General features: G+C 66.5%; 31 protein-coding genes and 1 tRNA gene. 10 read left to right on the forward strand and 22 right to left on the reverse strand.

What is annotated here, in order from left to right; translation table 11 throughout:
• Positions 1-4 precede the first annotated feature (4 nt).
• Positions 5-211 (reverse strand): hypothetical protein, encoded by a 207-nt coding sequence (locus ACT6SE_RS14410; RefSeq protein WP_046431774.1) that lies wholly within the window; start codon positions 209-211, stop codon positions 5-7.
• Between the two features lie 402 nt (positions 212-613).
• Here ACT6SE_RS14410 and ACT6SE_RS14415 point away from each other — a divergent pair, with 402 nt between their 5' ends.
• The 4 genes from ACT6SE_RS14415 to ACT6SE_RS14430 all read left to right on the forward strand — a co-directional run bounded on the left by ACT6SE_RS14415 (position 614) and on the right by ACT6SE_RS14430 (position 2151).
• The gene (locus ACT6SE_RS14415) at positions 614-895 is read left to right on the forward strand and encodes a hypothetical protein (protein WP_014647838.1); all 282 of its coding nucleotides are present in this window, start codon (positions 614-616) and stop codon (positions 893-895) included.
• A gap of 12 nt (positions 896-907) precedes the next feature.
• Positions 908-1141: a DUF1653 domain-containing protein gene (locus tag ACT6SE_RS14420; RefSeq protein ID WP_014647839.1), complete on the forward strand. Its 234-nt coding sequence runs from the start codon at positions 908-910 to the stop codon at positions 1139-1141.
• Between the two features lie 91 nt (positions 1142-1232).
• Positions 1233-1805 carry a TetR/AcrR family transcriptional regulator gene (locus tag ACT6SE_RS14425; protein ID WP_046431777.1) on the forward strand — a complete coding sequence of 191 codons (573 nt, stop codon included), beginning with the start codon at positions 1233-1235 and terminating at the stop codon, positions 1803-1805.
• Between the two features lie 13 nt (positions 1806-1818).
• A complete protein-coding gene (locus ACT6SE_RS14430; protein WP_014647841.1) occupies positions 1819-2151 on the forward strand; it encodes an SMR family transporter in 333 nt (110 codons plus the stop codon).
• Positions 2152-2173: 22 nt separating this feature from the next.
• On the opposite strand, the gene ACT6SE_RS14435 is transcribed toward ACT6SE_RS14430, so the two are convergent.
• Both ACT6SE_RS14435 and ACT6SE_RS14440 read right to left on the reverse strand, forming a co-directional pair.
• Positions 2174-2347 carry a DUF1328 domain-containing protein gene (locus ACT6SE_RS14435; RefSeq protein WP_005417836.1) on the reverse strand — a complete coding sequence of 58 codons (174 nt, stop codon included), beginning with the start codon at positions 2345-2347 and terminating at the stop codon, positions 2174-2176.
• A 94-nt stretch (positions 2348-2441) separates the two neighbouring features.
• Positions 2442-3083 (reverse strand): LysE family translocator, encoded by a 642-nt coding sequence (locus ACT6SE_RS14440; RefSeq protein ID WP_014647842.1) that lies wholly within the window; start codon positions 3081-3083, stop codon positions 2442-2444.
• A 162-nt stretch (positions 3084-3245) separates the two neighbouring features.
• Here ACT6SE_RS14440 and ACT6SE_RS14445 point away from each other — a divergent pair, with 162 nt between their 5' ends.
• The gene (locus tag ACT6SE_RS14445; protein ID WP_032956186.1) at positions 3246-3938 is read left to right on the forward strand and encodes an aspartate/glutamate racemase family protein; all 693 of its coding nucleotides are present in this window, start codon (positions 3246-3248) and stop codon (positions 3936-3938) included.
• Positions 3939-3950: 12 nt separating this feature from the next.
• Here ACT6SE_RS14445 and ACT6SE_RS14450 read toward each other — a convergent pair whose 3' ends face one another.
• On the reverse strand, positions 3951-4346 hold the full coding sequence (locus ACT6SE_RS14450; RefSeq protein ID WP_032956187.1) for a hypothetical protein: 396 nt from the start codon (positions 4344-4346) through the stop codon (positions 3951-3953).
• A gap of 241 nt (positions 4347-4587) precedes the next feature.
• On the opposite strand from ACT6SE_RS14450, the gene ACT6SE_RS14455 reads away from it, so the two are divergent.
• Positions 4588-5103 carry a DUF3011 domain-containing protein gene (locus ACT6SE_RS14455; protein WP_046431780.1) on the forward strand — a complete coding sequence of 172 codons (516 nt, stop codon included), beginning with the start codon at positions 4588-4590 and terminating at the stop codon, positions 5101-5103.
• A gap of 86 nt (positions 5104-5189) precedes the next feature.
• Complete coding sequence (locus ACT6SE_RS14460) at positions 5190-5639, forward strand: GNAT family N-acetyltransferase (RefSeq protein ID WP_046431782.1); 450 nt, start codon at positions 5190-5192, stop codon at positions 5637-5639.
• Here ACT6SE_RS14460 and ACT6SE_RS14465 read toward each other — a convergent pair.
• The 11 genes from ACT6SE_RS14465 to thrS all read right to left on the reverse strand — a co-directional run bounded on the left by ACT6SE_RS14465 (position 5618) and on the right by thrS (position 14068).
• A complete protein-coding gene (locus tag ACT6SE_RS14465; protein WP_046431784.1) occupies positions 5618-5959 on the reverse strand; it encodes a low molecular weight protein tyrosine phosphatase family protein in 342 nt (113 codons plus the stop codon). The two genes, ACT6SE_RS14460 and ACT6SE_RS14465, sit on opposite strands and share 22 nt — an antisense overlap.
• Positions 5956-6156: a hypothetical protein gene (locus ACT6SE_RS14470; protein WP_014647847.1), complete on the reverse strand. Its 201-nt coding sequence runs from the start codon at positions 6154-6156 to the stop codon at positions 5956-5958. Before ACT6SE_RS14470 ends, ACT6SE_RS14465 begins: the two co-directional genes overlap by 4 nt.
• 117 nt (positions 6157-6273) lie before the next feature.
• A tRNA-Pro gene (locus tag ACT6SE_RS14475) sits at positions 6274-6350 on the reverse strand.
• A gap of 68 nt (positions 6351-6418) precedes the next feature.
• The gene (locus ACT6SE_RS14480) at positions 6419-6775 is read right to left on the reverse strand and encodes a MerR family transcriptional regulator (protein WP_005410431.1); all 357 of its coding nucleotides are present in this window, start codon (positions 6773-6775) and stop codon (positions 6419-6421) included.
• A complete protein-coding gene (locus ACT6SE_RS14485) occupies positions 6756-7055 on the reverse strand; it encodes an integration host factor subunit alpha (protein ID WP_005410432.1) in 300 nt (99 codons plus the stop codon). The genes ACT6SE_RS14480 and ACT6SE_RS14485 overlap by 20 nt, the downstream gene beginning before the upstream one ends.
• Before the next feature lie 27 nt (positions 7056-7082).
• On the reverse strand, positions 7083-9464 hold the full coding sequence (gene pheT / locus ACT6SE_RS14490) for a phenylalanine--tRNA ligase subunit beta (protein ID WP_046431787.1): 2382 nt from the start codon (positions 9462-9464) through the stop codon (positions 7083-7085).
• Positions 9465-9551: 87 nt separating this feature from the next.
• Complete coding sequence (locus tag ACT6SE_RS14495) at positions 9552-10547, reverse strand: phenylalanine--tRNA ligase subunit alpha (RefSeq protein ID WP_005417865.1); 996 nt, start codon at positions 10545-10547, stop codon at positions 9552-9554.
• A 193-nt stretch (positions 10548-10740) separates the two neighbouring features.
• On the reverse strand, positions 10741-11100 hold the full coding sequence (rplT, locus tag ACT6SE_RS14500; RefSeq protein ID WP_005410435.1) for a 50S ribosomal protein L20: 360 nt from the start codon (positions 11098-11100) through the stop codon (positions 10741-10743).
• Between the two features lie 11 nt (positions 11101-11111).
• The gene (rpmI, locus tag ACT6SE_RS14505; RefSeq protein WP_005410436.1) at positions 11112-11309 is read right to left on the reverse strand and encodes a 50S ribosomal protein L35; all 198 of its coding nucleotides are present in this window, start codon (positions 11307-11309) and stop codon (positions 11112-11114) included.
• A gap of 266 nt (positions 11310-11575) precedes the next feature.
• Positions 11576-12118 (reverse strand): translation initiation factor IF-3, encoded by a 543-nt coding sequence (gene infC, locus ACT6SE_RS14510; protein WP_079222586.1) that lies wholly within the window; start codon positions 12116-12118, stop codon positions 11576-11578.
• Positions 12119-12166: 48 nt separating this feature from the next.
• On the reverse strand, positions 12167-14068 hold the full coding sequence (thrS, locus tag ACT6SE_RS14515; protein WP_032957627.1) for a threonine--tRNA ligase: 1902 nt from the start codon (positions 14066-14068) through the stop codon (positions 12167-12169).
• A gap of 429 nt (positions 14069-14497) precedes the next feature.
• On the opposite strand from thrS, the gene ACT6SE_RS14520 reads away from it, so the two are divergent.
• From ACT6SE_RS14520 to ACT6SE_RS14530, 3 genes are read left to right on the forward strand one after another with little or no spacing between them, the layout of a single operon-like run.
• Entirely contained in the window at positions 14498-14794 is a 297-nt protein-coding gene (locus ACT6SE_RS14520) for a hypothetical protein (protein ID WP_014647850.1), read from the forward strand.
• Positions 14794-15057, forward strand: coding sequence for a hypothetical protein (locus ACT6SE_RS14525; protein WP_046431798.1), 264 nt, complete (start codon positions 14794-14796; stop codon positions 15055-15057). The genes ACT6SE_RS14520 and ACT6SE_RS14525 overlap by 1 nt, the downstream gene beginning before the upstream one ends.
• Before the next feature lie 10 nt (positions 15058-15067).
• Complete coding sequence (locus ACT6SE_RS14530; protein WP_032957459.1) at positions 15068-16627, forward strand: PepSY-associated TM helix domain-containing protein; 1560 nt, start codon at positions 15068-15070, stop codon at positions 16625-16627.
• 24 nt (positions 16628-16651) lie between these two features.
• Here the strand turns inward: ACT6SE_RS14530 and ACT6SE_RS14535 are convergent, their stop codons facing one another.
• The 7 genes from ACT6SE_RS14535 to infB form a co-directional block, all read right to left on the reverse strand.
• Complete coding sequence (locus tag ACT6SE_RS14535) at positions 16652-17056, reverse strand: VOC family protein (protein WP_041863657.1); 405 nt, start codon at positions 17054-17056, stop codon at positions 16652-16654.
• 97 nt (positions 17057-17153) lie between these two features.
• Positions 17154-18344 carry a glycoside hydrolase family 18 protein gene (locus ACT6SE_RS14540; protein WP_046431800.1) on the reverse strand — a complete coding sequence of 397 codons (1191 nt, stop codon included), beginning with the start codon at positions 18342-18344 and terminating at the stop codon, positions 17154-17156.
• 280 nt (positions 18345-18624) lie between these two features.
• Complete coding sequence (pnp, locus tag ACT6SE_RS14545; protein WP_046431803.1) at positions 18625-20733, reverse strand: polyribonucleotide nucleotidyltransferase; 2109 nt, start codon at positions 20731-20733, stop codon at positions 18625-18627.
• Between the two features lie 151 nt (positions 20734-20884).
• Positions 20885-21145, reverse strand: coding sequence for a 30S ribosomal protein S15 (gene rpsO, locus ACT6SE_RS14550; RefSeq protein ID WP_005417886.1), 261 nt, complete (start codon positions 21143-21145; stop codon positions 20885-20887).
• 173 nt (positions 21146-21318) lie between these two features.
• Positions 21319-22227: a tRNA pseudouridine(55) synthase TruB gene (gene truB / locus ACT6SE_RS14555; protein WP_014647857.1), complete on the reverse strand. Its 909-nt coding sequence runs from the start codon at positions 22225-22227 to the stop codon at positions 21319-21321.
• A gap of 107 nt (positions 22228-22334) precedes the next feature.
• A complete protein-coding gene (gene rbfA, locus ACT6SE_RS14560; RefSeq protein WP_005410447.1) occupies positions 22335-22718 on the reverse strand; it encodes a 30S ribosome-binding factor RbfA in 384 nt (127 codons plus the stop codon).
• 132 nt (positions 22719-22850) lie between these two features.
• The gene (gene infB, locus ACT6SE_RS14565) at positions 22851-25496 is read right to left on the reverse strand and encodes a translation initiation factor IF-2 (protein WP_014647858.1); all 2646 of its coding nucleotides are present in this window, start codon (positions 25494-25496) and stop codon (positions 22851-22853) included.
• Positions 25497-25524 lie beyond the last annotated feature (28 nt).

Consider the following 25524-nt stretch of genomic DNA (forward strand, 5'->3'; position numbering starts at 1 on the left):
GGCGTCACTCTCCGACGTGAAGCGCGTCTACCGTATTGCCAAGCGCCTCGACCCGCACCGTGCTGCGCTGGCCGGTGCGGCGGTGATGCTCCAGGGCCAGCGCGGCGGCGGCGTCAAAGGCGTCGGCGCCACGTGCGTAGCGGGTGGCCTCGCGTGCCTGCGGGTGCAGTACGGACCAGCGCTGGGCAGTGCATTGGACGGTGATGACCATGGGGAGGCTCCTGCGGATAGAGGGTGCGGTGGCAGGCAGACGTGCCGCTCGCCGTTACACCATCAGGCTAGCGACCGCCTCCGGAATGGCCTATCAGATTTGTACGAAAAGTCCGCGCCAGTGCGTCAGAACCCCGCCCTCATCACATCCCTGAGTCCGTTTAGCTCGTTCATTCCGTGATCCTTGTCACGGAGTCAGCTGGGCTTCACACTACCATCATCAACAGGGGCCCCTTCCACATGCGCACCTTCTTCTCGCACCAGCGTTCGACGTTGCTGAAGTTCTATTTCGTGGCCAGCTATCTGATTCTGATCGAAGAGTTGGTCCGCGCCGCCGTGCACTGAGCGCTTGCTGACGGGCTATTTGCGACAGAATATGTTGCTTTACGCACGGAGCTCGCGCATGAAGGTGCTTCTTCTGATTCCAGCGCTGCTGGTTCTGGCCGCATGCGCGAGCCCGGACAATGCAGCCCCGCGTGCCGACGGCAAGCCTTCGACCACCATGCCCAAGGTAGGCGGCGATCGCGACGCGCACGGCTGCATCGGCTCGGCCGGCTACCAGTGGTGCGAACACAGCCAGCGCTGCGAGCGGCCCTGGGAGCTGGCACAGGCACACGGCTTGGCCAACAGCGCCGAGGCGATCGACGCGTACTGCGCCACGCCCGCCAGCCCGGCGCGCAAGTGAGCACGACCCGTCATGGCTGAGCTGAGTCCCCTGCCCGACCTCGCCCGTGGCCGGTATCGCCACTTCAAGGGCGGCGAATACGAAGTGATCGACATCGTCCGCAGCAGCGAGACGCTGGAACCATTGGTGCTGTACCGCGCACTCTACGGCGAAGGTGGCCTGTGGGTACGCCCCTACCCGATGTTCGTCGAGCAGGTCCCAGGCAAACACGGCCCGCAGGCGCGTTTCGCACGCATCGACGATTGATCCGGCTCCCACCGGGCGGTGGCCGATGGTCGCGCCGGTGACGCGATCCGGCTGCGCTACAATCATACCGTCCAGTCGGTTTCTTCCCATCATGTCCTCGCCCCCTCCCCGCTCGCGGCGCAAAGCGCCCGACAGCGTGCGCCAGTCATTGCTGCACGCCACCATTGCCGTGATTGGCCAGCACGGGCTGGCGGCACTGACCGTGCAGGATGTCGCGCGCGTGGCCGGGGTCAGCAAGGGCGCGTTGTTCCACCATTTCAGCAGCAAGCAGGCACTGGTCGATGAAGCCATCGGCGCACTCATCGGCGAATTCGAGGCGCGTGTGCGCGCGCTCCTGCAGGACGGCACGCCCGGCCACGGCTGCTTCAGCCGCGCCTATGTGCGGGCCAACTTCGAGCACCTGCTGCAGCAGGAACAGGACAACGACATCGGCCTGACCCTGGGCAACCTGATGGAGCCGGCCCTGCTGGCGCACTGGCGCGACTGGAAGCGCGCGATGCTGGCCGAGTTCCCCGGCGAAGCCGGCGATCCGCGCCTGTACGCGGCACGCTGCGCGGCCGATGGCTATTGGGCCACCGCCTATGGTCGGCCGCTGGACGAAGCAGAGCGCCTCAATGCGCTGGCGATGGCCGAGCAGGCCCTCAAGCTGTGCGACCCGCAGTGACCCGGAGCCCGCGATGAACCCCTATATCTACCTGGCCGCCGCCATCGTGCTGGAAGTGATTGCCACGTCGCTGCTGAAGGCCTCGGACGGCATGAGCCGGCTGTGGCCGACACTGGGCGCGCTGGTCGGCTACGGGCTGTGCTTCTACCTGCTGTCGGTCACCATGAAGTCGGTGCCGACCGGCATCGCCTATGCGATCTGGTCCGGCGTCGGCATCGTGCTGATCTCGCTGATCGGCCTGGTGGTGTTCAAGCAGCGGCTGGATGCAGCTGCGCTGGCCGGCATCGCGCTGATCTGCGCCGGCGTGCTGGTGATCAACCTGTTCTCGCGCAGCAGCGCGCACTGAACACGCTGCTGCGCGACAGGTGCTAGCTGACCTTCTTCGCCACGCTCATGCCGATCAGGAACAGCACCACGGCAATGATGATGCCGGCCCAGAACAGGAACTTGGCGATGCCCACAGCGGCACCGGCGATGCCGCCGAAGCCCAGCACGCCGGCGATGATGCCGATGATGGCGAAAATGATGGCCCACTTGATCATGTCAGTCCTTACCCCGCAGGGAACGCAAACGGTGTGATCAGGCTAGGCCGCAGCCGATGCGGCAATCGTGAAAAGGCCGCGTGTGCGGCGTGAATCAGCGCGGCCGGAAGCGCAGCAGCGCCACCGCGAAGGCCAGGAACACGCTTCCCACCAGCCGCTCGAACCAGCGCCGTGCGAATGGCTTTGCAAGCCAACGACGCAGGCCGTGGCCACCGGCGGCGTACATCACGTACCAGAACAGTTCGCAGGCCGCGAAGGTCGCCACCAGCACGCTGTACTGCACGGCCTGGCTACGCGACGGATCAACGAACTGCGGCAGGAACGCCGCGGCGAACAACAACAGTTTGGGGTTGCTCAGGCCAACCCACAGGCCGCCACGGAATACCGTCGCTGCGCCATGTACCGGCGCCAGTGTGACCTCGGCAGCATCGGCCACCGCGGGTGCCGGGCGGCAACTGTCACGCCACGCCTTGATGCCAAGCCAGGCCAGGTAGGCCACACCGAGATAGCGCAGCACTTCGAACAGCATCGGCGAGGAGTGCAGCAACGCGCTCAGGCCCGCAGCGGATGCGGCCAGCACCAGCAGCATCGCCAGCAGGCAGCCGGCCATGGCCGGCACGCTGCCACGGAACCCCAGCCCGACGCTGCGCCCGAGGATGTGCAGCATGTTCGGCCCGGGCGTCCCGCACAGCACGAAGACCGTGGCCAGGAACCACCACCAGGTATGCAGGGCCATTGCCGGTTTCCACTTCAGAAGACGGCACCAGCATAGGGCACCCATGCAGGACGCGGCACATACAGCGGGCGGTGGATGCGACGGTTACAGATGCCGGCGCCCGTGCACGGCAGCGCCACTGCCATCTGTGCTGCAATGGCCGTCTCTGGCTTGGAGCAGTGCATGAAGACCCTTGGCCTGATCGGCGGCATGAGCTGGGAAAGCTCGGCGCAGTACTACCGGCTCATCAACGAGGCGGTGCGGCATCGCCTCGGTGGCGCGCATTCGGCGCAACTGCTGCTGTGGTCGGTGGATTTCGCCGGCATCAAGCAGCTGCAGCACGACGGCCAATGGGATCTGCTGGGCAACCACATGCTCGATGCTGCACGGCGGCTGCAGGCCGGTGGCGCCGAGCTGCTGGTGATCTGCACCAACACCATGCACACGCTGGCCGGCCGGATCGAAGCCGGATGCCCGCTGCCCCTGCTGCATATCGCCGACCCGACCGCCGCGGCGATCCTGCAGGCCGGCATCCGCAAGGTGGGACTGCTCGGCACCGCCTTCACCATGGAGCAGGCGTTCTACCGCGACCGGCTGCAGGACCGCTTCGGGCTGGAGGTACTGGTTCCGGAGGCCGATGATCGCCGCAGCGTGCACGACATCATCTACCAGGAGCTGATCTGCGGCGTGGTCAGCGAGCATTCGCGGCAGGCATACGCCGGCGTGATCGCGCGCCTGGTTGCACGCGGCGCCGAAGCGATCATCCTCGGCTGTACCGAAATCATGTTGCTGGTCCGCGCCGAGGACAGCCCGGTGCCGCTGTTCGACACCACCACCCTGCACGCCCTGGCGGCGGTGGATGCGGCACTGGCCTGACCCTGCGCGCTGTCAGTCTTCGCCCTGCACTTCCAGTGCGGTGATCAACCAGTCGACCACGGCCTGCGAATCACACAGGAAGAAGATGGCATCGCCCGAACGCGCCTCGGTCAGCAGCCGATAGACGGTAATCGCCACTGCCGACTGGTTGGCGATGAACACCTCCGGGCTGCGCGGTCCCTCGCTGTGGCCGGCCACGGCATGCAGCGCCTTGCGCGCAGCCACGGTGGCGGGCGGGTCCGCGCTGCGGGCCAGTTCCGGCCCGCGCAGGCCCCACGCAATGAACACATGCTTGCCCTTGAACGTGGTGTCCAGGACACGCACCTGCCCGGCCTCTGCGCCAGCCGAGCGATGAATGACGGTACTGCTGATCAACGCAACCCCCTGTGGTCGTCGTGGTCCGCGCATCCTCCTCCACACGCCGGCTGCACGCCAGTGACGGCAGCCACAGGCTGGGCCGGCAAGCGTGGGAGAGATCTAAGAAGGTGTAAGCCGATGCGATCGGATGTGCCGCGATGATAAGGGATGTAAGGCTCTGCATGGGCCGGTGCACACTACTAAATCCCCACTGAGCCAACGCCGGAACGATCCGTTCCGATGGCCCCGGGCTGGTCCATTCTTGCGGCCCATTCCCCTGCCGAGGCCCCCCATGACCCATCGCCTGCTGCTGCCGATTGCCCTCCCCACCCTGGCCCTGCTGCTGGCCGCCACCACGGTGGCCGCCCAGGATTACGACAGCGATCCCATTGCGCCGCTGCGCTGCGAATCGCAGTTCAACAAGACCCAGCAGTGCCCGATCGAAGGCCGCATGCGCCTGGCCAGGCAGCTGTCGGTCACCCGCTGCGTAGAGGACCAGAACTGGGGCCAGAGCCGCCGCATGCTCTGGGTCACCGACGGCTGTCGCGCCGAGTTCGTGGCCGACGGACAGGGACGCGGCCGCTGGCCGGGGCGCGGCCGGGACCGTGACCGCGATGACGATGGCGAGCGCCTGGTCTGCGAGTCCTACGAGCAGAAGGACAAGGAATGCCGCATCCGTGTGCGCCACGAGGTACGCCTGGTCAAGCAGAAGTCGGTGACACCGTGCGTCGAGGATCGCAACTGGGGCTGGGACCGCCGCGGCGTGTGGGTCAGCGACGGCTGCCGTGCCGAGTTCCGTGTGTATTGACTGCCGACCACACGCTGGCTGTGGCGGATGCGCAGACACGGCCGACGCGATCGATAGACTGGGCGCACCCAGCCCAGGAGCCTTCGATGGTGCCGCCCGATCCCTCCTCGACGATGTTGCACATCCGCGAGGCAATGCCCGCCGACGTTTCCGCGTTGATCGCGCTCGACAGCGTTGCGGTCCACGATCCGCAACGCGCACGGCAGATCAGCGACTGGCAGGCCCGTGGTGGCATGCACGTGGCCGAATGGGCCGGTCAGCTGGCCGGTTACCTGGTCATCCACCATCACTTCTTCGGCGAAGCCTTCGTCGAGATGCTGATGGTGGCGCGCGAACAACGCAGCCAGGGCGTCGGCGCCGCCCTGCTGCGCCATGCCATCGCGCTGCACCGCCACGGCAGGCTGTTCACTTCGACCAATGCTTCCAATACCGGCATGCAACGCCTGCTCGCCGCTTCGGGTTTCATCGACAGCGGCATCGTGCACGGATTGGACGAAGGCGATCCGGAGCTGCTCTACCGCTTTGCCGGCAGCTGATCGAGATACGTGGTCACCTTTGCATCCAGCAGGTCCATCAACAGCGGATCCATGCAGCGATAGTCGTCGGGGATATCCAGGCAATGCAGGCGCTTGTATTCCAGCAGGCGCGCATAGGCGGCCTGCAGGCGATGCTGGTGCTTGGCCTCCATCACGAAGATGACATCGGCCCAGCGGATATCCGCCGGGCCGATGGGGCGTCGTGCATGCGGACTGGTGCCGGCCGACAGCGCAGCGAAGCCGGGTCGCCGTCGCCACATGGCTTCGGCGGTCGGGCTGCGCAGCTGGTTGCGGCTGCAGACGAACAGCAGCTTGATCATTCCTGTTCCTGCAGTTGGCGGGCGCTGAGGACCGGATAGGTGAAGCCCAGCTGGCGTGCGCGCGCGAGCTTGGCATCGCGCGTATACAGCAGCTTCCAGTTCTTCTCGGGCTTGTAGCTGTAGGCGGTCGTGGCGCGGTCGCCACCACGGTTGCGAGCCTGGCTGCGACGCCAGGCACGGTTTCTTGCAGAATCCATGATGTGTTCTCGTGAGTACCGGGTTCAGCAGCCGCGGTAGTACGAGTGGCGCGCAGCATACACCGCACGCACAAAAAAGCCCACGCATCGCTGCGCGGGCTTCTTGATTCATCACAGTGGTCGGGACGGCCGGATTCGAACCGACGACCCTCTGCCCCCCAGGCAGATGCGCTACCAGGCTGCGCTACGCCCCGACTGATGCTGCGATGTGCCCGCCACTGCGGCGGGCCGTGAAGTATAGCGGATTACGATGTAAATGGGATCAGCGGCGCAGCAACTGCAGCACTTCTTCCAACTCCATGCGCACCTGCTTGATGATCTGGTTGCTCAGCGCCGATTCCTCGCGGGCATCGGGGCCGTCCAGACGCAGGCGTGCACCACCGATCGTGTAGCCCTGTTCGTACAGCAGGCTGCGGATCTGCCGCACCATCAGCACGTCGTGGCGCTGGTAGTAGCGGCGGTTGCCTCGGCGCTTGGCCGGCTCAAGGCTGGGAAACTCGGTTTCCCAGTAGCGCAGGACATGCGGCTTGACGTCGCACAGCTCGCTGACTTCACCGATGGTGAAGTAGCGCTTGGCCGGGATCGGCGGTAGTTCGCGGTTACTGCCCGGATCCAGCATAAGCTTCCACCCTCTCCTTGAGCTTCTGGCCCGGACGGAAGGTGACCACCGTACGGGCGGAAATCGGAATTTCCTCGCCGGTCTTGGGGTTGCGACCCGGGCGCTGGTTCTTGCGCCGCAGATCGAAATTGCCGAAGCCCGACAGCTTCACCTGACGTCCCTGTTCCAATGCTTCACGCAGCACATCGAAAAACGCGTCGACGAATTCCTTGGCTTCCCGCTTGTTCAGACCGACTTCGTCGAACAGCTTTTCCGCCATCTCCGCCTTGGTCAATGCCATTGCCTGCTACCCCCGAGTGCTGCCCGCTCAGCCGCGGATCCGGGCGTGGTGTTCACGCTCGATGGCAGTGACCGCCTCGGCCACCACCGCATCCACGTCGCGGTCCGTCAGAGTGCGCGACTTGTCCTGCAAAATCAAGCCCATAGCGAGACTCTTGAATCCCGGCTCGACGCCCTGGCCGACGTAACGGTCGAACAGGTTCAGGTCGCGCAGCAGCGGGCCGGCGGCCTGGCGGACGGTGGCCGCCAGATCGGCCCAGGCCACCTGTTCAGGCACCAGGAACGCCAGGTCGCGACGCACCGCCGGGAAGCGCGACAGCTCGCCGGCGCGCGGCAGTCGGCGGGCGGTCAGCGGCTCCAGGTCCAGCTCGAAGGCGTAGACGTCGGCTTCGATATCCATCGCCCGGGTCAGGCGCGGGTGGATCTGGCCGATCCAGCCGATCGCCACGCCATCGCGGAACACCTCGGCCGAACGCGCCGGGTGGCCGTAGGCGCGGACGGACGGGCGGAACTCCAGCTGCGCGCCACTGGCGGCCGCCAGCGATTCCAGGTCGCCCTTCAGGTCATGGAAGTCGACCTTGCGGGTCGGCAGGCCCCACTGCACCGCCTGCGCCTCACCGCAGACCGCAGCGGCCACGCGCGGGGTTTCCAGCGGTGCCGGCTGGCCGTCTCCGGCCTGCTGGGCGAACACGCGGCCGAGCTCGAACAGACGCACGCGGCCCAACTGGCGGGCGGCGTTGCGGCCCAACGTGGCGACCAGGCCCGGCAGCAGCGACGGGCGCATCACCGCCAGTTCGGCCGACAGCGGGTTGGCCAGCGGCACCAGGCCGTCGCGCAGCTGCCACTGGGTCAGCAGCGCGTCGTCGACGAAGGCGAAATTGACGGTTTCCTGCTGGTCACGGGCGATCAGCTGGCGGCGCACGCTCAGCGCGTCCAGCTGGGTCTCGCTCGGCATCGCCACGCGCGAGGCACCGCCCGGCAGCGTGGTCGGGATCTGCTCGTAACCGTGGATGCGGGCCAGCTCTTCGATCAGGTCTTCTTCGATGGCGATGTCGAAGCGGCGGCTCGGCGCGACCACCTGCCAGCCGTCGGCGGCGGCGACCACGTCCATGCCCAGCGCGCGCAGGATGCGCTCGACTTCCGCATCGTCGATGGTGATGCCGAGCACGCGGGTGATGCGGGCGCGGCGCAGCACGATGGTCGCCGGCTGCGGCAGATCGGCTTCACGCACGGCCTCGGTGACCGGTGCCGGGGTACCGCCGGCCAGGTCCAGCACCAGGCGGGTGGCGTACTCGATCGCGGTGCGCGGCAGCGCCGGATCGACGCCGCGCTCGAAGCGATGGCCGGCATCGGTGTGCAGGCCAAGCTTGCGGCCACGACCCATGATCGCGGCCGGCGCGAAGTGCGCCGCTTCCAGGAACACGGCGGTGGTCGCGTCGGTGACGCGGGTGTCGAAGCCGCCCATCAGGCCGGCCAGGCCGACCGCGCGGTCAGCGTCGGTGACCACCAGGAAGCTGTCGTCCAGCGCAGCATCGCGGCCGTCCAGCAGCTTCAGCGTCTCGCCCGCGCGCGAACGGCGTACGGCGATGCTGCCCTGCAGGGTGCCCAGGTCGTAGGCGTGCATCGGCTGGCCCAGCTCCAGCATCACATACTGGGTGATGTCGACCAGCAGCGAGACCGGACGCACGCCACTGCGGCGCAGGCGCTCGGCCATCCACAACGGGGTCTTGGCGGCAGCATTGACGCCTTCGATGACACGGCCCAGGTAACGCGGCGCTTCGGCGCCGGCGTCGAGCTGGATGCCCAGCTCACGGCTGCCGACTGCCGGAATGGCGTCGGCAGCGAAGTCCAGCACTTCACTGCGGGTGGCGGCGGCGACGTCGTAGGCGATGCCGCGCAGGCTGAAGCAGTCGGCGCGGTTCGGGGTCAGCTTGATCTCGATGCTGGCATCCGGCAGGCCCAGGTACTCGACCAGGGTCTGGCCGACCGGTGCGTCGTCGGGCAGTTCCAGCAGGCCGGAAGCATCGTTGTCCAGGCCCAGTTCCTTGGCCGAGCACAGCATGCCGTTGGACTCGACGCCACGCAGCTTGGCCGGCTTGATCTTCAGCTCGCCGATCTGCGCACCGACCATCGCCAGCGGCGCGACCAGGCCCGGGCGCGCGTTCGGGGCGCCGCACACGATCTGCAGCAGTTCGCCCTGCCCGGCATCAACCCTGCACACCTGCAGGCGATCCGCTTCCGGATGGCGCACCGCATCGACGATGCGTGCCACGACCACGTGGTCGAGGCCTTCGCCCAGCGCGGTCACGTCTTCCACTTCCAGGCCGATGGCGGTCAGCACTGCACTCAGTTCATCGCGCGAAGCGCCGGTCGGGACGTGGCTGCGCAGCCAGTTTTCGGAGAATTTCATGGTGTCATCCTGGTGGGCCCGGCGCATGCGCCTGGGCCTGCGAATTTGGGAGCAGCCGAGCATGGCTCGGCCCTACACGGTTGCGGCTTACGCGAACTGTTTCAGGAACCGCACGTCGTTCTCGAAGAACGCACGCAGGTCGTTGACGCCGTAGCGCAGCATTGCAAAGCGCTCCACGCCCATGCCGAAGGCGAAGCCGGTGTAGCGCTCCGGATCGATGCCGACGTTGCGCAGCACGTTCGGATGGACCATGCCGCAGCCCAGCACTTCCAGCCAGCGGGTGCTGCCATCGGGCTGCTGCCAGGCGATGTCCACTTCCGCGCCCGGCTCAACGAACGGGAAATAGCTGGGGCGGAAGCGCATTTCGAAATCGCGCTCGAAGAAGGCGCGCACGAACTCGGCCAGCGTGCCCTTCAGGTCGGCGAAGGTCGAATGCTCGTCCACCAGCAGGCCTTCCACCTGATGGAACATCGGCGAATGGGTCTGGTCGCTGTCGCTGCGGTACACCTTGCCGGCGGCGATCATGCGCAGCGGCGGCGCGTGGTCACCCATGTAGCGCACCTGCACGCCGGAGGTGTGCGTGCGCAGCAGGCGGCCGTCGCCGAAGTAGAAGGTGTCGTGCATGGCGCGCGCCGGATGGTGCGGCGGGAAGTTCAGCGCCTCGAAGTTGTGCCAGTCGTCCTCGATCTCCGGCCCTTCCGACAGCTCGTAGCCCAGCCGGCCGAAGATGCCGGTGATGCGCTCCAGGGTGCGGGTGATCGGATGCAGGCCGGCGCGGTCGCCGTTGCGACCCGGCAGGGTGATGTCGATGGCTTCGGCGGCCAGGCGTGCATCCAGTGCCGCATCTTCCAGCAGCGCCTTGCGCTCGCCGAGCGCGCGGGTCAGCGCGTCGCGGGCCTGGTTGATCGCTTCACCGGCGGCCTTGCGCTCGTCGGCCGGCAGGGCGCCGAGCTGCTTGAGCTGCGAGGTGATGCTGCCACTCTTGCCAAGCAGGGCCACGCGCAGCTGTTCCAGCACGTCGGGGCTCTGTGCGGCGGCCACATCGGCCAGCGCCTGGGTGGTGAGGGATTGGATGTCGCTCATGGGGGGCCGGAACTCCAGTCGATCTGCCATCGCGATGCGCGAAGGGCCGACCCCTGTCGCCACCGCCGTCCCCGCGCTGCCGCCATGGCCTCGCCGGGACCCAAAAAAGAATGGGGAAGGACTTGCGCCCTTCCCCATGCATTGCCTTGACCTGACACCGTTCCGGATGAACGGTTACGGCATCGGGAAGGACTTATGCCGCCAGCGCGCCCTTGGCCTTTTCGGCCAGCGCAGCAAAACCGGCTGCGTCGTGCACGGCGATGTCAGCCAGGACCTTGCGGTCCAGGGTGATGCCGGCCTTCAGCAGACCGTTCATGAAGCGGCTGTAGCTCAGGCCGTTGATGCGGGCAGCCGCATTGATACGGGTGATCCACAGCGAACGGAAGTTGCGCTTCTTCTGCTTACGGCCGATGTAGGCGTACTGCTGTGCCTTGATGACCGCCTGCTTGGCGACGCGGAAGACCTTGCGGCGGGCGTTGTAATAGCCCTTGGCGAGATCCAGAATCTTCTTGTGGCGGCGACGCGCCTGTACGCCACGCTTAACTCGTGCCATTTTTCAGTTCCTCAGAGGTAAGGGAGCATGCGGTCCAGACGGCCTGCGTCTTCTGCACGGACATGGCCCGTCTGACGCAGATTACGCTTACGCTTGGTCGCTTTCTTCGTGAGGATGTGGCTACGGTTGGCGTGGCCGCACTTGTACTTGCCCGAGGCGGTCTTGCGGAAACGCTTGGCCGCTGCCCGGTTGGTCTTGATCTTGGGCATTGCAATGTCCTTGATGGGATTTGACCCTGGTTTCTGACTGATCTGGCGGCGGCCTGGGCCGCTCTTTCCGTCCTGCCATGATCGGCGTACGACCCGTCCTGGGTGGGTCGAGCCGGGCATGATACAGGCAAAACCGCCCTGCCACCAGCCCCAGCACCTCTTGCGCCGGCATTTCACCGGCATTCTGCAAAAGCAAAGGGACGCCAGTGGCGTCCCCTTACCCTGAACCATTCAGCCAGGCGCCCCGGAAGGCGGCCCGTCAGGCCTCAGGTCTTCTTCTTCGGCGCGATCATCATGACCATCTGACGCCCTTCCAGGCGCGGACGGGATTCAATGACGATGTCCTCGCCCAGATCGGTCTCGATCCGGTTGGCCATTTCGCGACCCAGTTCCTGGTGGCTCATTTCACGGCCACGGAAACGGATGTTGACCTTGATCTTGTCGCCTTCTTCAAGGAACCCGCGCATCTTGCGCAGCTTGATCTGGTAGTCGCCCTCGTCCGTGACCGGACGGAACTTCACTTCCTTGATCTCGACCTGCTTGGTCTTCTTCTTGGCCTCGCTGGCCTTCTTCTGCGCTTCGAACTTGAACTTGCCGAAGTCCATGATCTTGCAGACCGGCGGATCGGCCTGCGGCTGGATTTCGACCAGGTCCAGGCCTTCATCTTCGGCCATGGACAGCGCTTCGTCGCGCGACAACACGCCGATCATTTCTCCGTCACTGCCGATCACGCGGACGCGCGGCACACGGATTTCCTGATTCTTGCGGTTCTGTTTGTTGTCAGGGGTGCTGATATTACGTTCTCCCAAGGGTATCGAACCGGTCCGGGTGCCTGTGCCCCCGGACCGGACCTTTGCTTACGCGCCCTCGGCCTGGAGCCGCTCGATGAAGGCCTGCAGGCTCATGCTGCCCAGGTCTTCGCCAGAACGCGTACGCACCGCCACAGCCCCATTTTCCTTCTCGCGGTCACCAATGACCAGCAGGTAGGGCACGCGCTGCAACGTATGCTCGCGGATTTTATAGCCGATCTTCTCGTTACGCAAATCCGAGCTGACGCGGAAGCCTTGCTCCGCAAGGGTTTTGGTCACGCCCGAGACGTAGTCGGCCTGGGCGTCGGTGATGTTGGCCACCACCACCTGGGTCGGCGCCAGCCAGGCCGGGAACTGGCCGGCGTGGTGCTCGATCAGGATGCCCAGGAAGCGCTCCATCGAGCCGACGATGGCGCGGTGCAGCATGACCGGATGCTTCTTCTGGCTGTTCTCATCCACGTACTCGGCGCCCAGGCGGCCCGGCATCATGAAGTCGACCTGCATGGTGCCCAGCTGCCAGGTACGGCCGATGGCATCCTTCAGGTGGTACTCGATCTTCGGGCCGTAGAAGGCGCCCTCGCCCGGCAGCTCCTGCCATTCCACGCCACAGGCGGACAGCGCCGAACGCAGTGCGCCCTCGGCCTTGTCCCAGGTGGCGTCGTCGCCCAGGCGCGATTCCGGACGCAGCGCGATCTTGATCTGGATCTCGTCGAAGCCGAAGTGCTGGTAGACCGCCAGCGCCTGCTGGTGGAACGCGGTCACTTCCGATTCGATCTGGCTCTCGGTGCAGAACACGTGGCCATCGTCCTGGGTGAAACCACGCACGCGCAGGATGCCGTGCAGCGCGCCGGACGGCTCGTTGCGGTGGCAGGAACCGAACTCACCGTAGCGGATCGGCAGGTCGCGGTAGCTGTGCAGGCCCTGGTTGAACACCTGGATGTGGCCCGGGCAGTTCATCGGCTTGACCGCGTAGGTGCGCTTCTCCGACTCGGTGAAGAACATGTTGTCCTGGTAGTTGTCCCAGTGGCCGGACTTCTTCCACAGGCTCACGTCCAGGATCTGCGGGCAGCGCACTTCGCCGTAGCCGCTGCTGCGGTAGACCTTGCGCATGTACTGCTCGACCACCTGCCACAACGCCCAGCCCTTCGGGTGCCAGAACACCAGGCCCGGCGCCTCTTCCTGCAGGTGGAACAGGTCCTGCTGCTTGCCGATGCGGCGGTGGTCGCGCATCTCGGCCTCCTCGATGCGCTTGATGTACGCCTCGAGCTGCTTCTTGTCGGCCCAGGCGGTGCCGTAGATGCGCTGCAGCTGTTCGTTCTGCGCATCGCCGCGCCAGTAGGCGCCGGAGATGCGGGTCAGCTTGAAGGCCTTCAGGAAGCGCGTGTTCGGCACGTGCGGGCCGCGGCACATGTCCACGTATTCCTGGTGGTAGTACATGCCCATCGCCTGGATGTCGTCGGACATGTCCTCGATCAGGCGCAGCTTGTAGTCCTCGCCACGGGCCTTGAAGATCTCGATCACTTCGGCGCGCGGCGTCATCTTCTTGATGACGTCGTAATCCTGGGCGATCAGCTCACCCATGCGCTTCTCGATCGCGGCCATGTCGTCCGGGGTGAACGGGCGCTCGGAATAGATGTCGTAGTAGAAGCCCTCGGCGATCACCGGGCCGATCACCATCTTCACGTCCGGGTACAGCTGCTTGACGGCGTGGCCGACCAGATGGGCGCAGGAGTGGCGGATGATCTCCACGCCCTCCTCGTCCTTGGCGGTGATGATGCGCAGGCTGGCATCGTGGTCGATGACGTCACTGGCATCGACCAGCACGCCGTCGACCGAGCCGGCGATGGTGGCCTTGGCCAGGCCGGCACCGATCGACTGGGCGACGTCCATGACGCTGACGGGGTTTTCGAACTCGCGGCGGCTGCCGTCGGGAAGGGTAATGTTGATCATCGCATTGGCTTCGTGCGGGGCCCGCTGGGCGGGCTGGAAAGCGTTCCCGGGCCATTGCCCGGGCAATAAAAAAGCGCCGCGAGGGCGCCTGGAACACAGGGCCTTCGGGGGCAGGTCAACAGTGGGCGGTGGTAGTGCTCATGTCGCACGCTCGGCCGGCGCTGGGCGCGGGCCACCTTGTTCCAGTCAGGGTTCTGCGACGATCTTAAACCAGCACACCGGAAAGCCCAAGGCCTACCGTACGGTCCGCTGAATGGCCCTCGCTGGCGGCGTGAAAACGCAATGATTACCATGTCCGCGCAGCCCGCCCCGTGCCAGCCTGCCCGCTTCCCCCCAGGACCTCGTGATGCGCCACCCGCTCCGACCGGCTCCCGCCGGCCCCGCCCGTGCCCCGCGTTCGCTGGCCCGCTGCCATGGCGGCCGCCCGCAATGATCACCGTCGGCCTTTCCACGCTGGGCTTCTGCAGCCTGGGCATGCTGGCAGCGATGTTCTCGGCACTGGCCTTCTATGCCGCCTCGCCGCACTGCCGCTGGCCCCGCCTGCGCCGCGCCGGCCGCCTCGGCCGCGAGATCGGCCTGGTCGCCGCGGCTGCCGCATTGTGGCTGTGGATGGCCGAACTCGGCTTTGCCGCTGGCCTGGTGGCGATGCTGTGCACCTGGATGCTGGCCGCGATGCTGCTGCCGGCACTGGCCGCCTGGCATCGCCCGGGCACGGAGTCGCCCTGATGTGGCCGCGCGCCTTCGCCGGCATCGTGGCCGGCTTCTTGCTGGCCGCCGCCGCGACCGGGCTGGTGACGTGGTTGCCGCCGGGCCCCTGGCAGAACGCGCTGGTGCCCAGCCTGATCACGTTCATCCCGCTGTGGATGCTGGCTGCCCTGTGGGCGTTCAGCTTCCGCAGCGCGCTGCGCGCCTGGGTGACACTGGCCGGCAGCGCTACGGCCGGCTTCGCCGTGCTGACGCTGCTGCGCCTGACCGGCGCGGTGCAATGAGACTCCCCCCATGAAGTTCAGCTCGCAGACCCTGCGTACGTTCACCACCCTGCACACCTGGGTCGGACTGGTTGCCGGCTTCGGCCTGTTCGTGGCCTTCTACGCGGGTGCGCTGACCCTGTTCCACCACGACCTGCCGCTGTGGCAGACGCCCGGTGCAGCCACCGCGTTGCCGGCGGGCCTGGACGATGCGCAGTACCTGCTGGAAGACGTGCTGGCGGCACACCCGGAAGCCCGCCGCCACGTCGGCATGACGTTCCCCGGCGCCGAACATCCGCAACCCCTGGCCTACTGGCAGGCCGACGACGGCAGCTGGCGCTATGCCTGGCCGGGCCAGATCGCCGGCAGCCCGACGCCGCCACAGACCGGGCTGGCCGAACTGGTCAACGAACTGCACTACAGCCTCGGACTGCCGGTGGCCGGCATCTACGTGATGGGCATCGTCAGCCTGCTGTATGGCATGGCGCTGCTGAGCGGCCTGGTGATCCACCTGCCGAAGCTGTTCGGCGACCTGTTCGCGCTGCGTCCGGGCCGCAACCTGAAACAACTGTGGCAGGACGCGCACAACGTGATCGGCGTGCTCAGCCTGCCCTTCCACCTGATGTTCGCGGTCACGGGCGCCCTGCTGTGCCTGGTGTTCGTGCAGATGGCCCTGCTCAATCCACTGATCTACGACGGCAAGGCCCTGCAGGCGGTACCGACTGCAATGGACACCGCGCCGGTGCGCGACGCCAGTGGCATCCCGGCACCGCCGGGCAGCCTGCGCCTGCTGCATGCGCGCGCGCTTGAAGTAGCCCGCGCACAGGGCGTGGCCAACTTCGAGCCGGCCTACCTGAAGCTGGCCAACGCCGGCGATGCCAACGCCACGATCGAGATCACGGGCGAATCCACCGGCACACTCGGGCCGCTCGGTTCGGTGGCCCTGGACGTGGCCACCGGCAACGTCCTGGCCTCCCAGCTGCCGGGCCAGCGCGATGCCAACCACGCCACGCTCAGCGCCGCCTATGCCCTGCACTTCGGCGAGTTCGGCAACGGCGTGGTGGTCTGGCTGTACTTCCTGCTCGGCCTCGGCGGTGCGTTCCTGTTCTACTCCGGCAACCTGTTGTGGATCGAGTCGCGGCGCAAGCGTCGCCAGCCGCAACAGCCACGCGCCGGTGTGAACATGGCGCGGGCCACGGTCGGCGTGTGCATCGGCCTGTGCGTGGCGATCTCGGTCGCTTTCATCACCGCGCTGGTGCTGGAGCGGTTGGCACCGTCGGCGGTCGACCATGGCATCCGCTGGGCCTGCTTCGGCAGCTGGGCAGCCTGTGCGCTGTGGGCCGCACTGCGCCGCCCCGCGCAGGCGGCGCGCGAGCTGCTGTGGACCGCAGCGCTCAGCACTGCACTGGTGCCGGTCCTGCACGGCGCACTCAATGGTGACTGGCTGTGGCGCGCCGCCGCGCGTGGCCATTGGCCGCTGTTCTGGGTCGATGCCATCGCGCTGGCCATGGCCTTCGGCTTCGCTCGCCTGGCCGTCGCCAGCCAGCGCCGCGCCCGCAACGGCGACCCCAACAGCGTCTGGGCCAACTAAGCCTTCACCGGGCATGGCCCGGCGCTACCGCTGCGGGTGTTCTTCGCCCGGGTAACGACTCACTTCGATCAGGTTGCCATCCGGGTCGCGGAAGTACACCGATTCGATCGGTCCCAGCGCACCGGTACGTGTGGCCGGCCCCTCCTCCACCGCGATGGCCTGCGCCTGCAGGTGCGCCAGCACATCGACCATTGCCGTATGCGTGACCAGGCACAGATCGGCACTGCCCGGCGTGGGTCGCAGCGCATGCGGCTGCAGTGGCGCGCTGGCCGGATGCAGGTTGATCTTCTGCTGGCCGAACTGCAGCGCGGTACGGCCAGCGCCGAAGCGCACGACCTGCATGCCGAGCACGCGCTGGTAGAAGTCACAGCTGCGTTCGATGTCGGCGACGGTGAGGACCAGATGGTCCAGGCGTTCGAGATGGATCATGCCCAAAGCGTAGCGCCGCCGGCGTCGTCGCAATGTGCGGTGACGGGCCGATGGCGTTGCCGCCTGGCGCCGGGCATGGCCCGGCGCCACCAGTGACTCAATCGCCGATGCGCGCCTTCTGCCACGGGCCGAGCATCGCGTTGAGCAGGCTGGCCTGCTCGTCGTCGCCGGTCAGCTCCCACATGAACACCCCGGCCAGGCCCTGCTCACGGGCGAACCGGGCACGCAGGCCGATCGAGCGCGGGTCTTCATAGCTGATGAAGATCTTCTGCACGGCGTTGTACAGCCACGGGCTCTGCGCCTGCGGCTGCCAGTGCTTCACCCAACCCGGCTGGTCGAGATAGCGCGCCTTGATCACCCGCCAGTCGCCGGCGTCGGCCGGTGCGCTGTAGGGCTGATACAGGCCATCCGGCGCATCGCCGGTGACCTTGAAGCCGCGCCCATAGAACGGCACGCCCAGCACCAGCTTGTCGGCCGGCACACCGTGCTCGCGGTAGTACTGCACCGCGCCGGCCACGTTGTTCCAGCGCCGCAGCTCCGGCGCCAGCGGATCGGCCTGCACTTCATGCAGGGGCGCATTGAAGGTCGACACCGATGAGAAGCCGGTGCCCATGTCATAGCTCATCAGGTTGATGAAATCGAACACCTTGGCCAGCGCCGGCAGGTCGTAGCTCGCCGCCGGATCATAGGGGCCATCGGTCTGCAGGCGACCGGCGGCCAGCGCGGCGGTCAGCAGCATTGGCTGCCCCACCTTGCGCCCGTGCGCGTCGAGTGCCACGCGGAACGCCTGCGCGAGCCTGGTCAGGTTGGCGCGATCCTGCGGGCGATGCGCCAGCTCCTTCGGCCCGCCACTGACCGGGAACTCCCAGTCGATATCCACACCATCGAAGCTGCCGGCATGGTGATCGAAGAACAGTGCCATGCATGAGTCCACCAGGCGCTTGCGGCTGGCCTCGGTCAACGCTGCATCGGAGAACCCACCCGCACCCCAGCCACCGATCGAAATCAGCGTGCGCAGGTGCGGATGCGCCTTTTTGAGCTCGGCCAGCGCGGCGAAGTTCTTCGGCGCTTCCGCGCCGACCGCGCAGCGGCCGTCCTCGATGGTGGAGAACGCATAGAACAGATGGGTCAGGCGCTCGGCGGGAATGCTCGACACCGGATAGCGCTCGGCCGAGCCGCCGGGGTAGTAGGCACCGAAGATCGGCGGCGGCGCCGGCGCAGCGCGCGCAGCGATGGGCACGGCACCGGCAATCAGCACGGCAAGGACGGCCACGGTCTGGCGGAACATGGGATCTCCCGGTTCGAAGGCGCCGCCACGTTAGCAAACCGATGTGGCTGCGGGACGGTTGTCGCGGCATGTCGTCCCGTGGACAGGCGTGATCCGCGCAACCGTGACAGAACGATGGCCACGTGGCGGCGCTCACGCACTGCAGCAGGACATGCAGCGACCTGGATGAGCGGCACTGCATGACATCAAGGCAAAGAAAAAGCGGGCCGAAGCCCGCTTTTTCATTTGCGAAAGCGTGAGGACCGACGGTCCTCACCCACCGCACAATCAGCAGTACCGATTACTCGGCGCTGACGGCGTCGCCTTCTTCCACGGCCTTCATCGACAGGCGGATACGGCCCTGCTTGTCGACTTCCAGCACCTTGACCTTGACCACATCGCCTTCCTTCAGCACGTCGCCGACCTTCTCGACGCGATCGCTGGAGATCTGCGACACGTGGACCAGACCGTCCTTGCCCGGCAGGATCGTGACGAACGCACCGAAGTCCATGATCTTGGCGACCTTGCCTTCGTAGATGCGGCCGGGCTCGACGTCCGAGGTGATCTGCTCGATGCGGGCCTTGGCGGCCTGGGCAGCGATGGCATTGACCGAAGCGATGACGATGGTGCCGTCATCCTGGATGTCGATCTGGGTGCCGGTTTCCTTGGTGATGGCCTGGATGGTCGAGCCACCCTTGCCGATCACTTCGCGGATCTTGTCCGGGTGGATCTTGATGGTCAGCAGGCGCGGCGCGTAGTCGGACAGCTCTTCACGCGGAGCGGTCAGGCCGTGGGCCATTTCGCCCAGGATGTGCAGACGACCAGCCTTGGCCTGCTGCAGAGCCTGCTTCATGATCTCTTCGGTGATGCCTTCGATCTTGATGTCCATCTGCAGGGCGGAAATGCCCTCAGCGGTACCGGCCACCTTGAAGTCCATGTCGCCCAGGTGATCTTCGTCACCCAGAATGTCGGACAGGACGACGAAGCGCTCGCCTTCCTTGACCAGGCCCATGGCGATACCGGCCACCGGCGCCTTCACCGGCACGCCGGCGTCCATCAGGGCCAGCGACGAGCCGCAGACCGATGCCATCGACGAGGAACCGTTCGACTCGGTGATTTCCGAGACGACGCGGATGGTGTACGGGAAGGATTCCAGCGACGGCATGACAGCCAGCACGCCGCGCTTGGCCAGGCGACCGTGGCCGATTTCGCGGCGCTTCGGGCCCATCATGCGGCCGCACTCACCCACCGAGAACGGAGGGAAGTTGTAGTGGAACAGGAAGTTTTCCTTGTACTCACCGGCAACGGCGTCAATGACCTGGCCGTCACGGGCGGTGCCCAGGGTGATGGTCACGATGGCCTGGGTTTCGCCACGGGTGAACAGCGAGGAACCGTGGGTACGCGGCAGCACGCCGGTCTTCACGGTGATCGGGCGGACGGTGTCCAGCGCACGGCCGTCGATACGGACCTTGGTGTCCAGCACCGAGTCACGCATGGTGCGGTATTCCAGCTCGCCGAATTCCTTCGACAGCTCGGCCGGGTTCCAGCCTTCAGCGGCCACGCGGCCAGCCAGGGCTTCGAACACGTCCTTCTTGATCGCCGAGATGGCGTCGCGGCGCTGCAGCTTGTCACGCACCTGGAAGGCTTCGCCCAGGCGCGGGCCGATGGCTTCCTTCAGGGCGGAGATCAGCGCTTCGTTCTTGGCCGGGGCTTCCCAGGTCGACGGCTTGGTGCCGGCTTCGACGGTCAGCTCGTTGATCGCGTTGATGACCTTCTGCATTTCGCGGTGACCGAAGGTCACGGCGCCCAGCATCACTTCTTCGGACAGCAGCGCGGCTTCGGATTCAACCATCAGCACGGCGTTGGAGGTACCGGCGACGACCAGCTCCAGCTGCGAGTCAGCCAGTTCGCTGACGGTCGGGTTCAGGATGTACTCGCCGTTCTTGTAACCGACCTTGGCCGCGCCGATCGGACCCATGAACGGGGTACCAGCCAGGGCCAGGGCAGCCGAAGCACCGATCAGGGCCGGGATGTCACCGTCCACGTCCGGGTTCAGCGACATCACCGTGGCGATGATCTGCACTTCGTTCTTGTAGTCTTCCGGGAACAGCGGGCGGATCGGACGGTCGATCAGACGCGAGATCAGGGTTTCCTTCTCGGTCGCACGGCCTTCGCGCTTGAAGAAACCACCCGGGATACGGCCACCGGCGTAGAACTTTTCCTGATAATCGACGGTCAGCGGGAAGAAGTCCTGGCCTTCGCGCGCGCTCTTGGCGGCGACGGCGGTGACCAGCAGTACGGTGTCGTCCATCTTGACGATGACGGCGCCGCTGGCCTGACGGGCGACTTCGCCGGTCTCAAGCGTGACGGTGTGCTTGCCGTACTGGAAGGTTTTGGTGATTTTTGCCACGGAGGGTGTCCTTGGGGATGCTGTCTGCGAATTTGGACCGTCGGCGACCCTTGCCGCCAGCGGGTGGCCGGATCGTTCCGGCCTGAATCGGGGATTGCGGTACTACAAAACAAAACCGCGGCGCATCGCTGCGCCGCGGGGGATTCGTTGCTTAGCGACGCAGGCCAAGCTTCTCGATCAGGGCCTTGTAGCGCTCGACGTCCTTCTTCTTCAGGTAGTCGAGCAGGCTGCGACGGCGGTTGACCATCTGCAGCAGGCCGCGGCGGCTGTGGTGGTCCTTCTTGTGGGTCTTGAAGTGGCCGGTCAGCAGTTCGATGCGGGCGGTCAGCAGTGCAACCTGGACTTCCGGGGAGCCGGTGTCAGCCGCGCTGCGCTTGTTGTCTTCAATGACCTTCTGGGTGTCGATCGACATTTCTTTTTTCTCTGTGATGCGTGGCCGGCAGGAACGCGCTTCGCGCACCGCCAGGCTCGCCGTGGACTACGAGGATGAAACCTGCGCGAGGCAGGTTGCCGGAAAACGGCCGCGAAATTGTAACGGCCGGGGGCGTCCGGGACAAGGACCGGGGCTGAACCGGCAGGCCCCGGTCAGAGGTTGAAACGGCGCTGCGGTGCCAGCAGGCCACTCTCGTCGACCTGGCCCAGGCCCTGGACAGCATCGTCCGGACCGAACACGGCCACCAGGCCGCGCGGCCAGGACAGGTCGCGCTGGCGCTGGCCCACGCAGAACCGGTGGGCCTGGTCGGCGTCCAGGTCGACCCTCGGGTATTCAGCCAGGCCGGCCGCCAGCGGCAGCAGCAACGCGTCCATGCCAGCCTCGTCACCGGCCTCGACCATCGCCCGCAGCTGGTCCAGGGTGACCATGGCAGGCTCGCGGAACGGCTCGACCCAGAGCCGGCGCAGCGCGCTGATGTGGGCGCCACAGCCCAGGCGTTCGCCGAGGTCGCGGGCCAGGCTGCGGATATAGGTGCCGGAACCACAGGTCACGCGCAGCCGCAGCCGTTCCGGCTGCTGCTCCAGCACCTCGATGGCGTGTACCTGCACCTCGCGCTCGGGCGCTTCGATGACGTCACCGCGGCGGGCCTTCACATACAGCGGTTCACCGCCCTGCTTCAGCGCCGAATAGATCGGGGCACGCTGGCGGATGGTGCCGGTCAGCGGCGCCAGCGCAGCCTGCAGGGCCTGGGCACTGATCGCCGGCACCGGGCGCTGCAGCAGCACCTGGCCTTCGGCATCGTCGGTATCGGTGGTCTGGCCGAGCACGATCTCGGCGTCGTAGGCCTTGGCCGAACCCAGCAGCAGGCCGGCGATCTTGGTCGCCTCGCCGAAACACAGCGGCAGCAGGCCGGTGGCCAGCGGGTCGAGGCTGCCGGTATGGCCGCCCTTCTCGGCGCGGAACAGGCGGCGCGCCACCTGCAGGGCGGCGTTGGAGCTCATGCCGGTCGACTTGTCGAGCAGCAGGATGCCATCCAGGCGACGGAACTGAATTCGGGTCATGACAGGAAAGTGTTGGGACGGGCCATGCTCGGCTGCCGCAGCGCGGCCTGCATCAGACATCGCGCAGCCGGAATGCAGCAACGCCGGGCATGCCCGGCGTCGCGCGGTTATTCTTCGTCGCTCTCGCGACGCTTCTCGGCGGCCAGCGTATCGGGCAGGTCGCGCAGGATGTTGTCGATGTGCTCACCACGGTCGACCGAGTCATCGTAGTGGAAATGCAGCTCCGGCACGTGGCGCAGCTTCATCGCGCGGGCCAGGTCCATGCGCAGGCGGTAGCCCAGTTCCTTCAGGCCGGCCACGGCTTCAGCCGAACGTTCCGGCATCAGCGCGGTGACGAACACCTTGGCATGGGCCATGTCGCGGGTGATTTCCACGTCGGACACGCTCACCGAGGGCAACCCGTGCTCGCGCACGGCGTTGTGCACCAGGGTGCCGAGTTCACGGCGCAGCTGGGCGGAGACACGGTCGGTTCGATGGAAAGTCTTGGGCACGAGGAGCTCTTGGTTCAGTTGTCGCCCGACCAACGGTCGGGCACTACCTTTGATTCGATTGTCGCCCGACCAACGGTCGGGCGCTACAGGTACATGGTGGGGCCCGACCGTTGGCCGGGCCACCTTGCAGCATTACAGGGTGCGCGGCACTTCGATACGTTCGAAGCACTCGATCTGGTCACCCGGCTTGACGTCGTTGTAGGCCTTCACCGCGATACCGCATTCGGTACCGTTGCGGACTTCCTCGACGTTCTCCTTGAAGCGACGCAGCGATTCCAGCTCGCCCTCGAAGATCACCACGCTGTCGCGCAGGACGCGGATCGGCTTGTTGCGCTTGACCACACCCTCGATGACCATGCAGCCGGCGACGGCACCCAGCTTCGAGCTGCGGAAGACGTCGCGGACCTCGGCGATACCGATGATCTCTTCGCGGATCTCCACGCCCAGCAGACCGGAGGCCACCTGCTTCACCTGGTCGATCACGTCATAGATGATCGAGAAGTAACGCAGGTCGACACCATTGGATTCGATGATGCGACGGGCCGAAGCGTCCGCACGCACGTTGAAGCCGATGACGGTGGCCTTCGAAGCGGCGGCCGAGTTGGCGTCCGACTCGGTGATGCCACCCACGCCGGAGTGGATCACGTTGATGCGGATGTCTTCGTTGGACAGCGCGACCAGTGCCTGGCTCAGCGCCTGCACCGAACCCTGCACGTCGGCCTTGATGACCAGGTTGAGGACCTGCTGGCCCTCGCCCTTGCCCAGGGTCGCCATGATGTCTTCCATGCGGCTGCCAGCGGTGGCCACCAGGCGCGATTCACGGCGCTTGGTCTCGCGCTGCTGGGCAACGTCCTTGGCCAGGCGCTCGTCCTCGACGACCACGAAGTCGTCACCAGCTTCCGGCACGCCGGACAGGCCCAGGACCTGCACCGGGATGGACGGGCCGGCGAACTCCGGCTGCTTGCCGGTTTCGTCGAACAGCGCACGCACGCGGCCGTACTGGATGCCGCACACCAGGTAGTCGCCCTTCTTCAGACGGCCCTGCTGCACCAGCACCGTCGCGACCGGGCCGCGGCCCTTGTCCAGCGACGATTCGATCACCACGCCCGAGGCGCGGCCTTCATCGACCGCCTTCAGTTCCAGCAGTTCGGCCTGGATCGAGATGGCGTCCAGCAGGTCGTCGATGCCCAGGCCGGTCTTGGCCGAGATCTCCACCATCTGGGTGTCACCACCGAAGTCTTCGGCCACGACCTGCTCGGACAGCAGTTCGTTCTTGACCCGCATCGGATCCGCGTCGGACTTGTCGATCTTGTTGATCGCCACGATCAGCGGCACACCCGCCGAACGGGCGTGCTGGATCGCTTCCTTGGTCTGCGGCATGACGCCGTCGTCGGCGGCCACGACCAGCACCACGATGTCGGTCAGCTTAGCGCCGCGCGCACGCATCGAGGTGAAGGCGGCGTGGCCCGGGGTGTCCAGGAAGCTGATCACGCCCTTCGGCGTATCGACGTGGTAAGCGCCGATGTGCTGGGTGATGCCACCCGCTTCGCCGGTGGCGACCTTGGTGCGGCGGATGTAATCCAGCAGCGAGGTCTTGCCGTGGTCGACGTGGCCCATGATGGTGACCACCGGCGGACGCTGGGTGGCTTCGCCCTGGTTTTCACCGGTCGAGGCCAGCAGTGCGTCTTCGGCGTCGTTGTCGTTGGCGCGGATCGCCTTGTGGCCGAGTTCTTCGGTCACCAGCGCGGCGGTGTCGTGGTCGATGGACTGGGTGATGGTCGCCATCACGCCCATCTTGAACAGCGCCTTGACCACCTCGCCGCCCTTCAGCGCCAGCTTCTGCGCCAGGTCGGCCACGGTGATGGTGTCGCCGATCGCCACTTCACGCACCACCGGTGCGGTCGGACGCTCGAAGGCGTGCGGGCCGGCATTGTTGCCACCGCGCGACATGTCGCGACGGCCACCGGCCTGGTTGCGACCGCCCGGACGACCCCGGGTGTTGCTGTTGTTGCTGTTGCCACGACGCGCACGGTCGGCTGCCGACAGGTGCATCTGGCCGGCGAAACGGTCACCCGGGCCACGCTCGTTGCGCGGCGCGCTGCGGTTGTTGCGATCGTCGTTGCGCGGCGGCGGCGGTGCACCACGCGGCGCAGCCGGGGCTGCGGCCGGGGTGCGCGGCGGGCGCGGCGCGGTTTCGTCGATCGGAGCACGCTTGGGCTTGCTGGCAGCCAGCGTCTCGGCCGCCTTGGCGGCAGCCGCAGCTTCCTCGGCGGCCTTCTTTTCGGCCTCGGCGCGTTCCTTGGCGGCGGCCTCTTCCTCACGGGCACGGACGATGGCTTCGTCGCGCAGACGATCCTTCTCGGCCAGGGCCTGCTGTTCGGCAAGGTTGCGGGCACGCGACTCTTCCAGCTTGCGCAGGATGTCGGCGCGCTCCTCGTCCGGGGTCATGGCGCGAGCACCATCCTTGACGTAGGTACGCTTCTGGCGCACCTCGACATTCACGGTCGTCTTGCTGCGACCGGAATTGACCGTCACTTCCTGCTGCTTCCGGCGGTTGAGCGTGATCTTCTTCGCAGACTGATCGGTCTCTTCCGGGGCCTGCTCGGGCTTGCCGTGCGAACGACGAAGGAAGCCCAGGAGCTTCACCTTCTCGGAGCTGGTCACGACCTGGTCGGGACCGCTGAACTTCATGCCGGCACCGGCCAGCTGTTCCAGCAGTTTTTCGACCGGCGTGTTGACCAGTTCGGCAAGCTTGCGGATGGTGGTTTGCTGCGACATTCGGATCCTATGATCTTGTGGGCGCCCC

The organism is Stenotrophomonas sp. LC732 (genome assembly GCF_052446685.1).
Classification (GTDB): Bacteria; Pseudomonadota; Gammaproteobacteria; order Xanthomonadales; family Xanthomonadaceae; genus Stenotrophomonas; species Stenotrophomonas muris.

Coding starts and splice junctions, on each gene's coding strand:
- ACT6SE_RS14520 (WP_014647850.1), top strand. CDS start 14,498: ATGATCACCGTCGGCCTTTCCACGCTGGGCTTCTGCAGCCTGGGCATG.
- truB (WP_014647857.1), bottom strand. CDS start 22,227: ATGACCCGAATTCAGTTCCGTCGCCTGGATGGCATCCTGCTGCTCGAC.
- ACT6SE_RS14540 (WP_046431800.1), bottom strand. CDS start 18,344: ATGTTCCGCCAGACCGTGGCCGTCCTTGCCGTGCTGATTGCCGGTGCC.
- rplT (WP_005410435.1), bottom strand. CDS start 11,100: ATGGCACGAGTTAAGCGTGGCGTACAGGCGCGTCGCCGCCACAAGAAG.
- ACT6SE_RS14415 (WP_014647838.1), top strand. CDS start 614: ATGAAGGTGCTTCTTCTGATTCCAGCGCTGCTGGTTCTGGCCGCATGC.
- ACT6SE_RS14535 (WP_041863657.1), bottom strand. CDS start 17,056: ATGATCCATCTCGAACGCCTGGACCATCTGGTCCTCACCGTCGCCGAC.
- ACT6SE_RS14425 (WP_046431777.1), top strand. CDS start 1,233: ATGTCCTCGCCCCCTCCCCGCTCGCGGCGCAAAGCGCCCGACAGCGTG.
- ACT6SE_RS14465 (WP_046431784.1), bottom strand. CDS start 5,959: ATGATCAAGCTGCTGTTCGTCTGCAGCCGCAACCAGCTGCGCAGCCCG.
- ACT6SE_RS14495 (WP_005417865.1), bottom strand. CDS start 10,547: ATGAGCGACATCCAATCCCTCACCACCCAGGCGCTGGCCGATGTGGCC.
- rpsO (WP_005417886.1), bottom strand. CDS start 21,145: ATGTCGATCGACACCCAGAAGGTCATTGAAGACAACAAGCGCAGCGCG.
- pheT (WP_046431787.1), bottom strand. CDS start 9,464: ATGAAATTCTCCGAAAACTGGCTGCGCAGCCACGTCCCGACCGGCGCT.
- ACT6SE_RS14435 (WP_005417836.1), bottom strand. CDS start 2,347: ATGATCAAGTGGGCCATCATTTTCGCCATCATCGGCATCATCGCCGGC.
- ACT6SE_RS14440 (WP_014647842.1), bottom strand. CDS start 3,083: ATGGCCCTGCATACCTGGTGGTGGTTCCTGGCCACGGTCTTCGTGCTG.
- ACT6SE_RS14450 (WP_032956187.1), bottom strand. CDS start 4,346: ATGCGCGGACCACGACGACCACAGGGGGTTGCGTTGATCAGCAGTACC.
- infB (WP_014647858.1), bottom strand. CDS start 25,496: ATGTCGCAGCAAACCACCATCCGCAAGCTTGCCGAACTGGTCAACACG.
- ACT6SE_RS14455 (WP_046431780.1), top strand. CDS start 4,588: ATGACCCATCGCCTGCTGCTGCCGATTGCCCTCCCCACCCTGGCCCTG.
- ACT6SE_RS14410 (WP_046431774.1), bottom strand. CDS start 211: ATGGTCATCACCGTCCAATGCACTGCCCAGCGCTGGTCCGTACTGCAC.
- ACT6SE_RS14485 (WP_005410432.1), bottom strand. CDS start 7,055: ATGGCATTGACCAAGGCGGAGATGGCGGAAAAGCTGTTCGACGAAGTC.
- ACT6SE_RS14445 (WP_032956186.1), top strand. CDS start 3,246: ATGAAGACCCTTGGCCTGATCGGCGGCATGAGCTGGGAAAGCTCGGCG.
- ACT6SE_RS14460 (WP_046431782.1), top strand. CDS start 5,190: ATGGTGCCGCCCGATCCCTCCTCGACGATGTTGCACATCCGCGAGGCA.
- rpmI (WP_005410436.1), bottom strand. CDS start 11,309: ATGCCCAAGATCAAGACCAACCGGGCAGCGGCCAAGCGTTTCCGCAAG.
- ACT6SE_RS14480 (WP_005410431.1), bottom strand. CDS start 6,775: ATGCTGGATCCGGGCAGTAACCGCGAACTACCGCCGATCCCGGCCAAG.
- ACT6SE_RS14430 (WP_014647841.1), top strand. CDS start 1,819: ATGAACCCCTATATCTACCTGGCCGCCGCCATCGTGCTGGAAGTGATT.
- ACT6SE_RS14525 (WP_046431798.1), top strand. CDS start 14,794: ATGTGGCCGCGCGCCTTCGCCGGCATCGTGGCCGGCTTCTTGCTGGCC.
- ACT6SE_RS14470 (WP_014647847.1), bottom strand. CDS start 6,156: ATGGATTCTGCAAGAAACCGTGCCTGGCGTCGCAGCCAGGCTCGCAAC.
- thrS (WP_032957627.1), bottom strand. CDS start 14,068: ATGATCAACATTACCCTTCCCGACGGCAGCCGCCGCGAGTTCGAAAAC.
- ACT6SE_RS14420 (WP_014647839.1), top strand. CDS start 908: ATGGCTGAGCTGAGTCCCCTGCCCGACCTCGCCCGTGGCCGGTATCGC.
- ACT6SE_RS14530 (WP_032957459.1), top strand. CDS start 15,068: ATGAAGTTCAGCTCGCAGACCCTGCGTACGTTCACCACCCTGCACACC.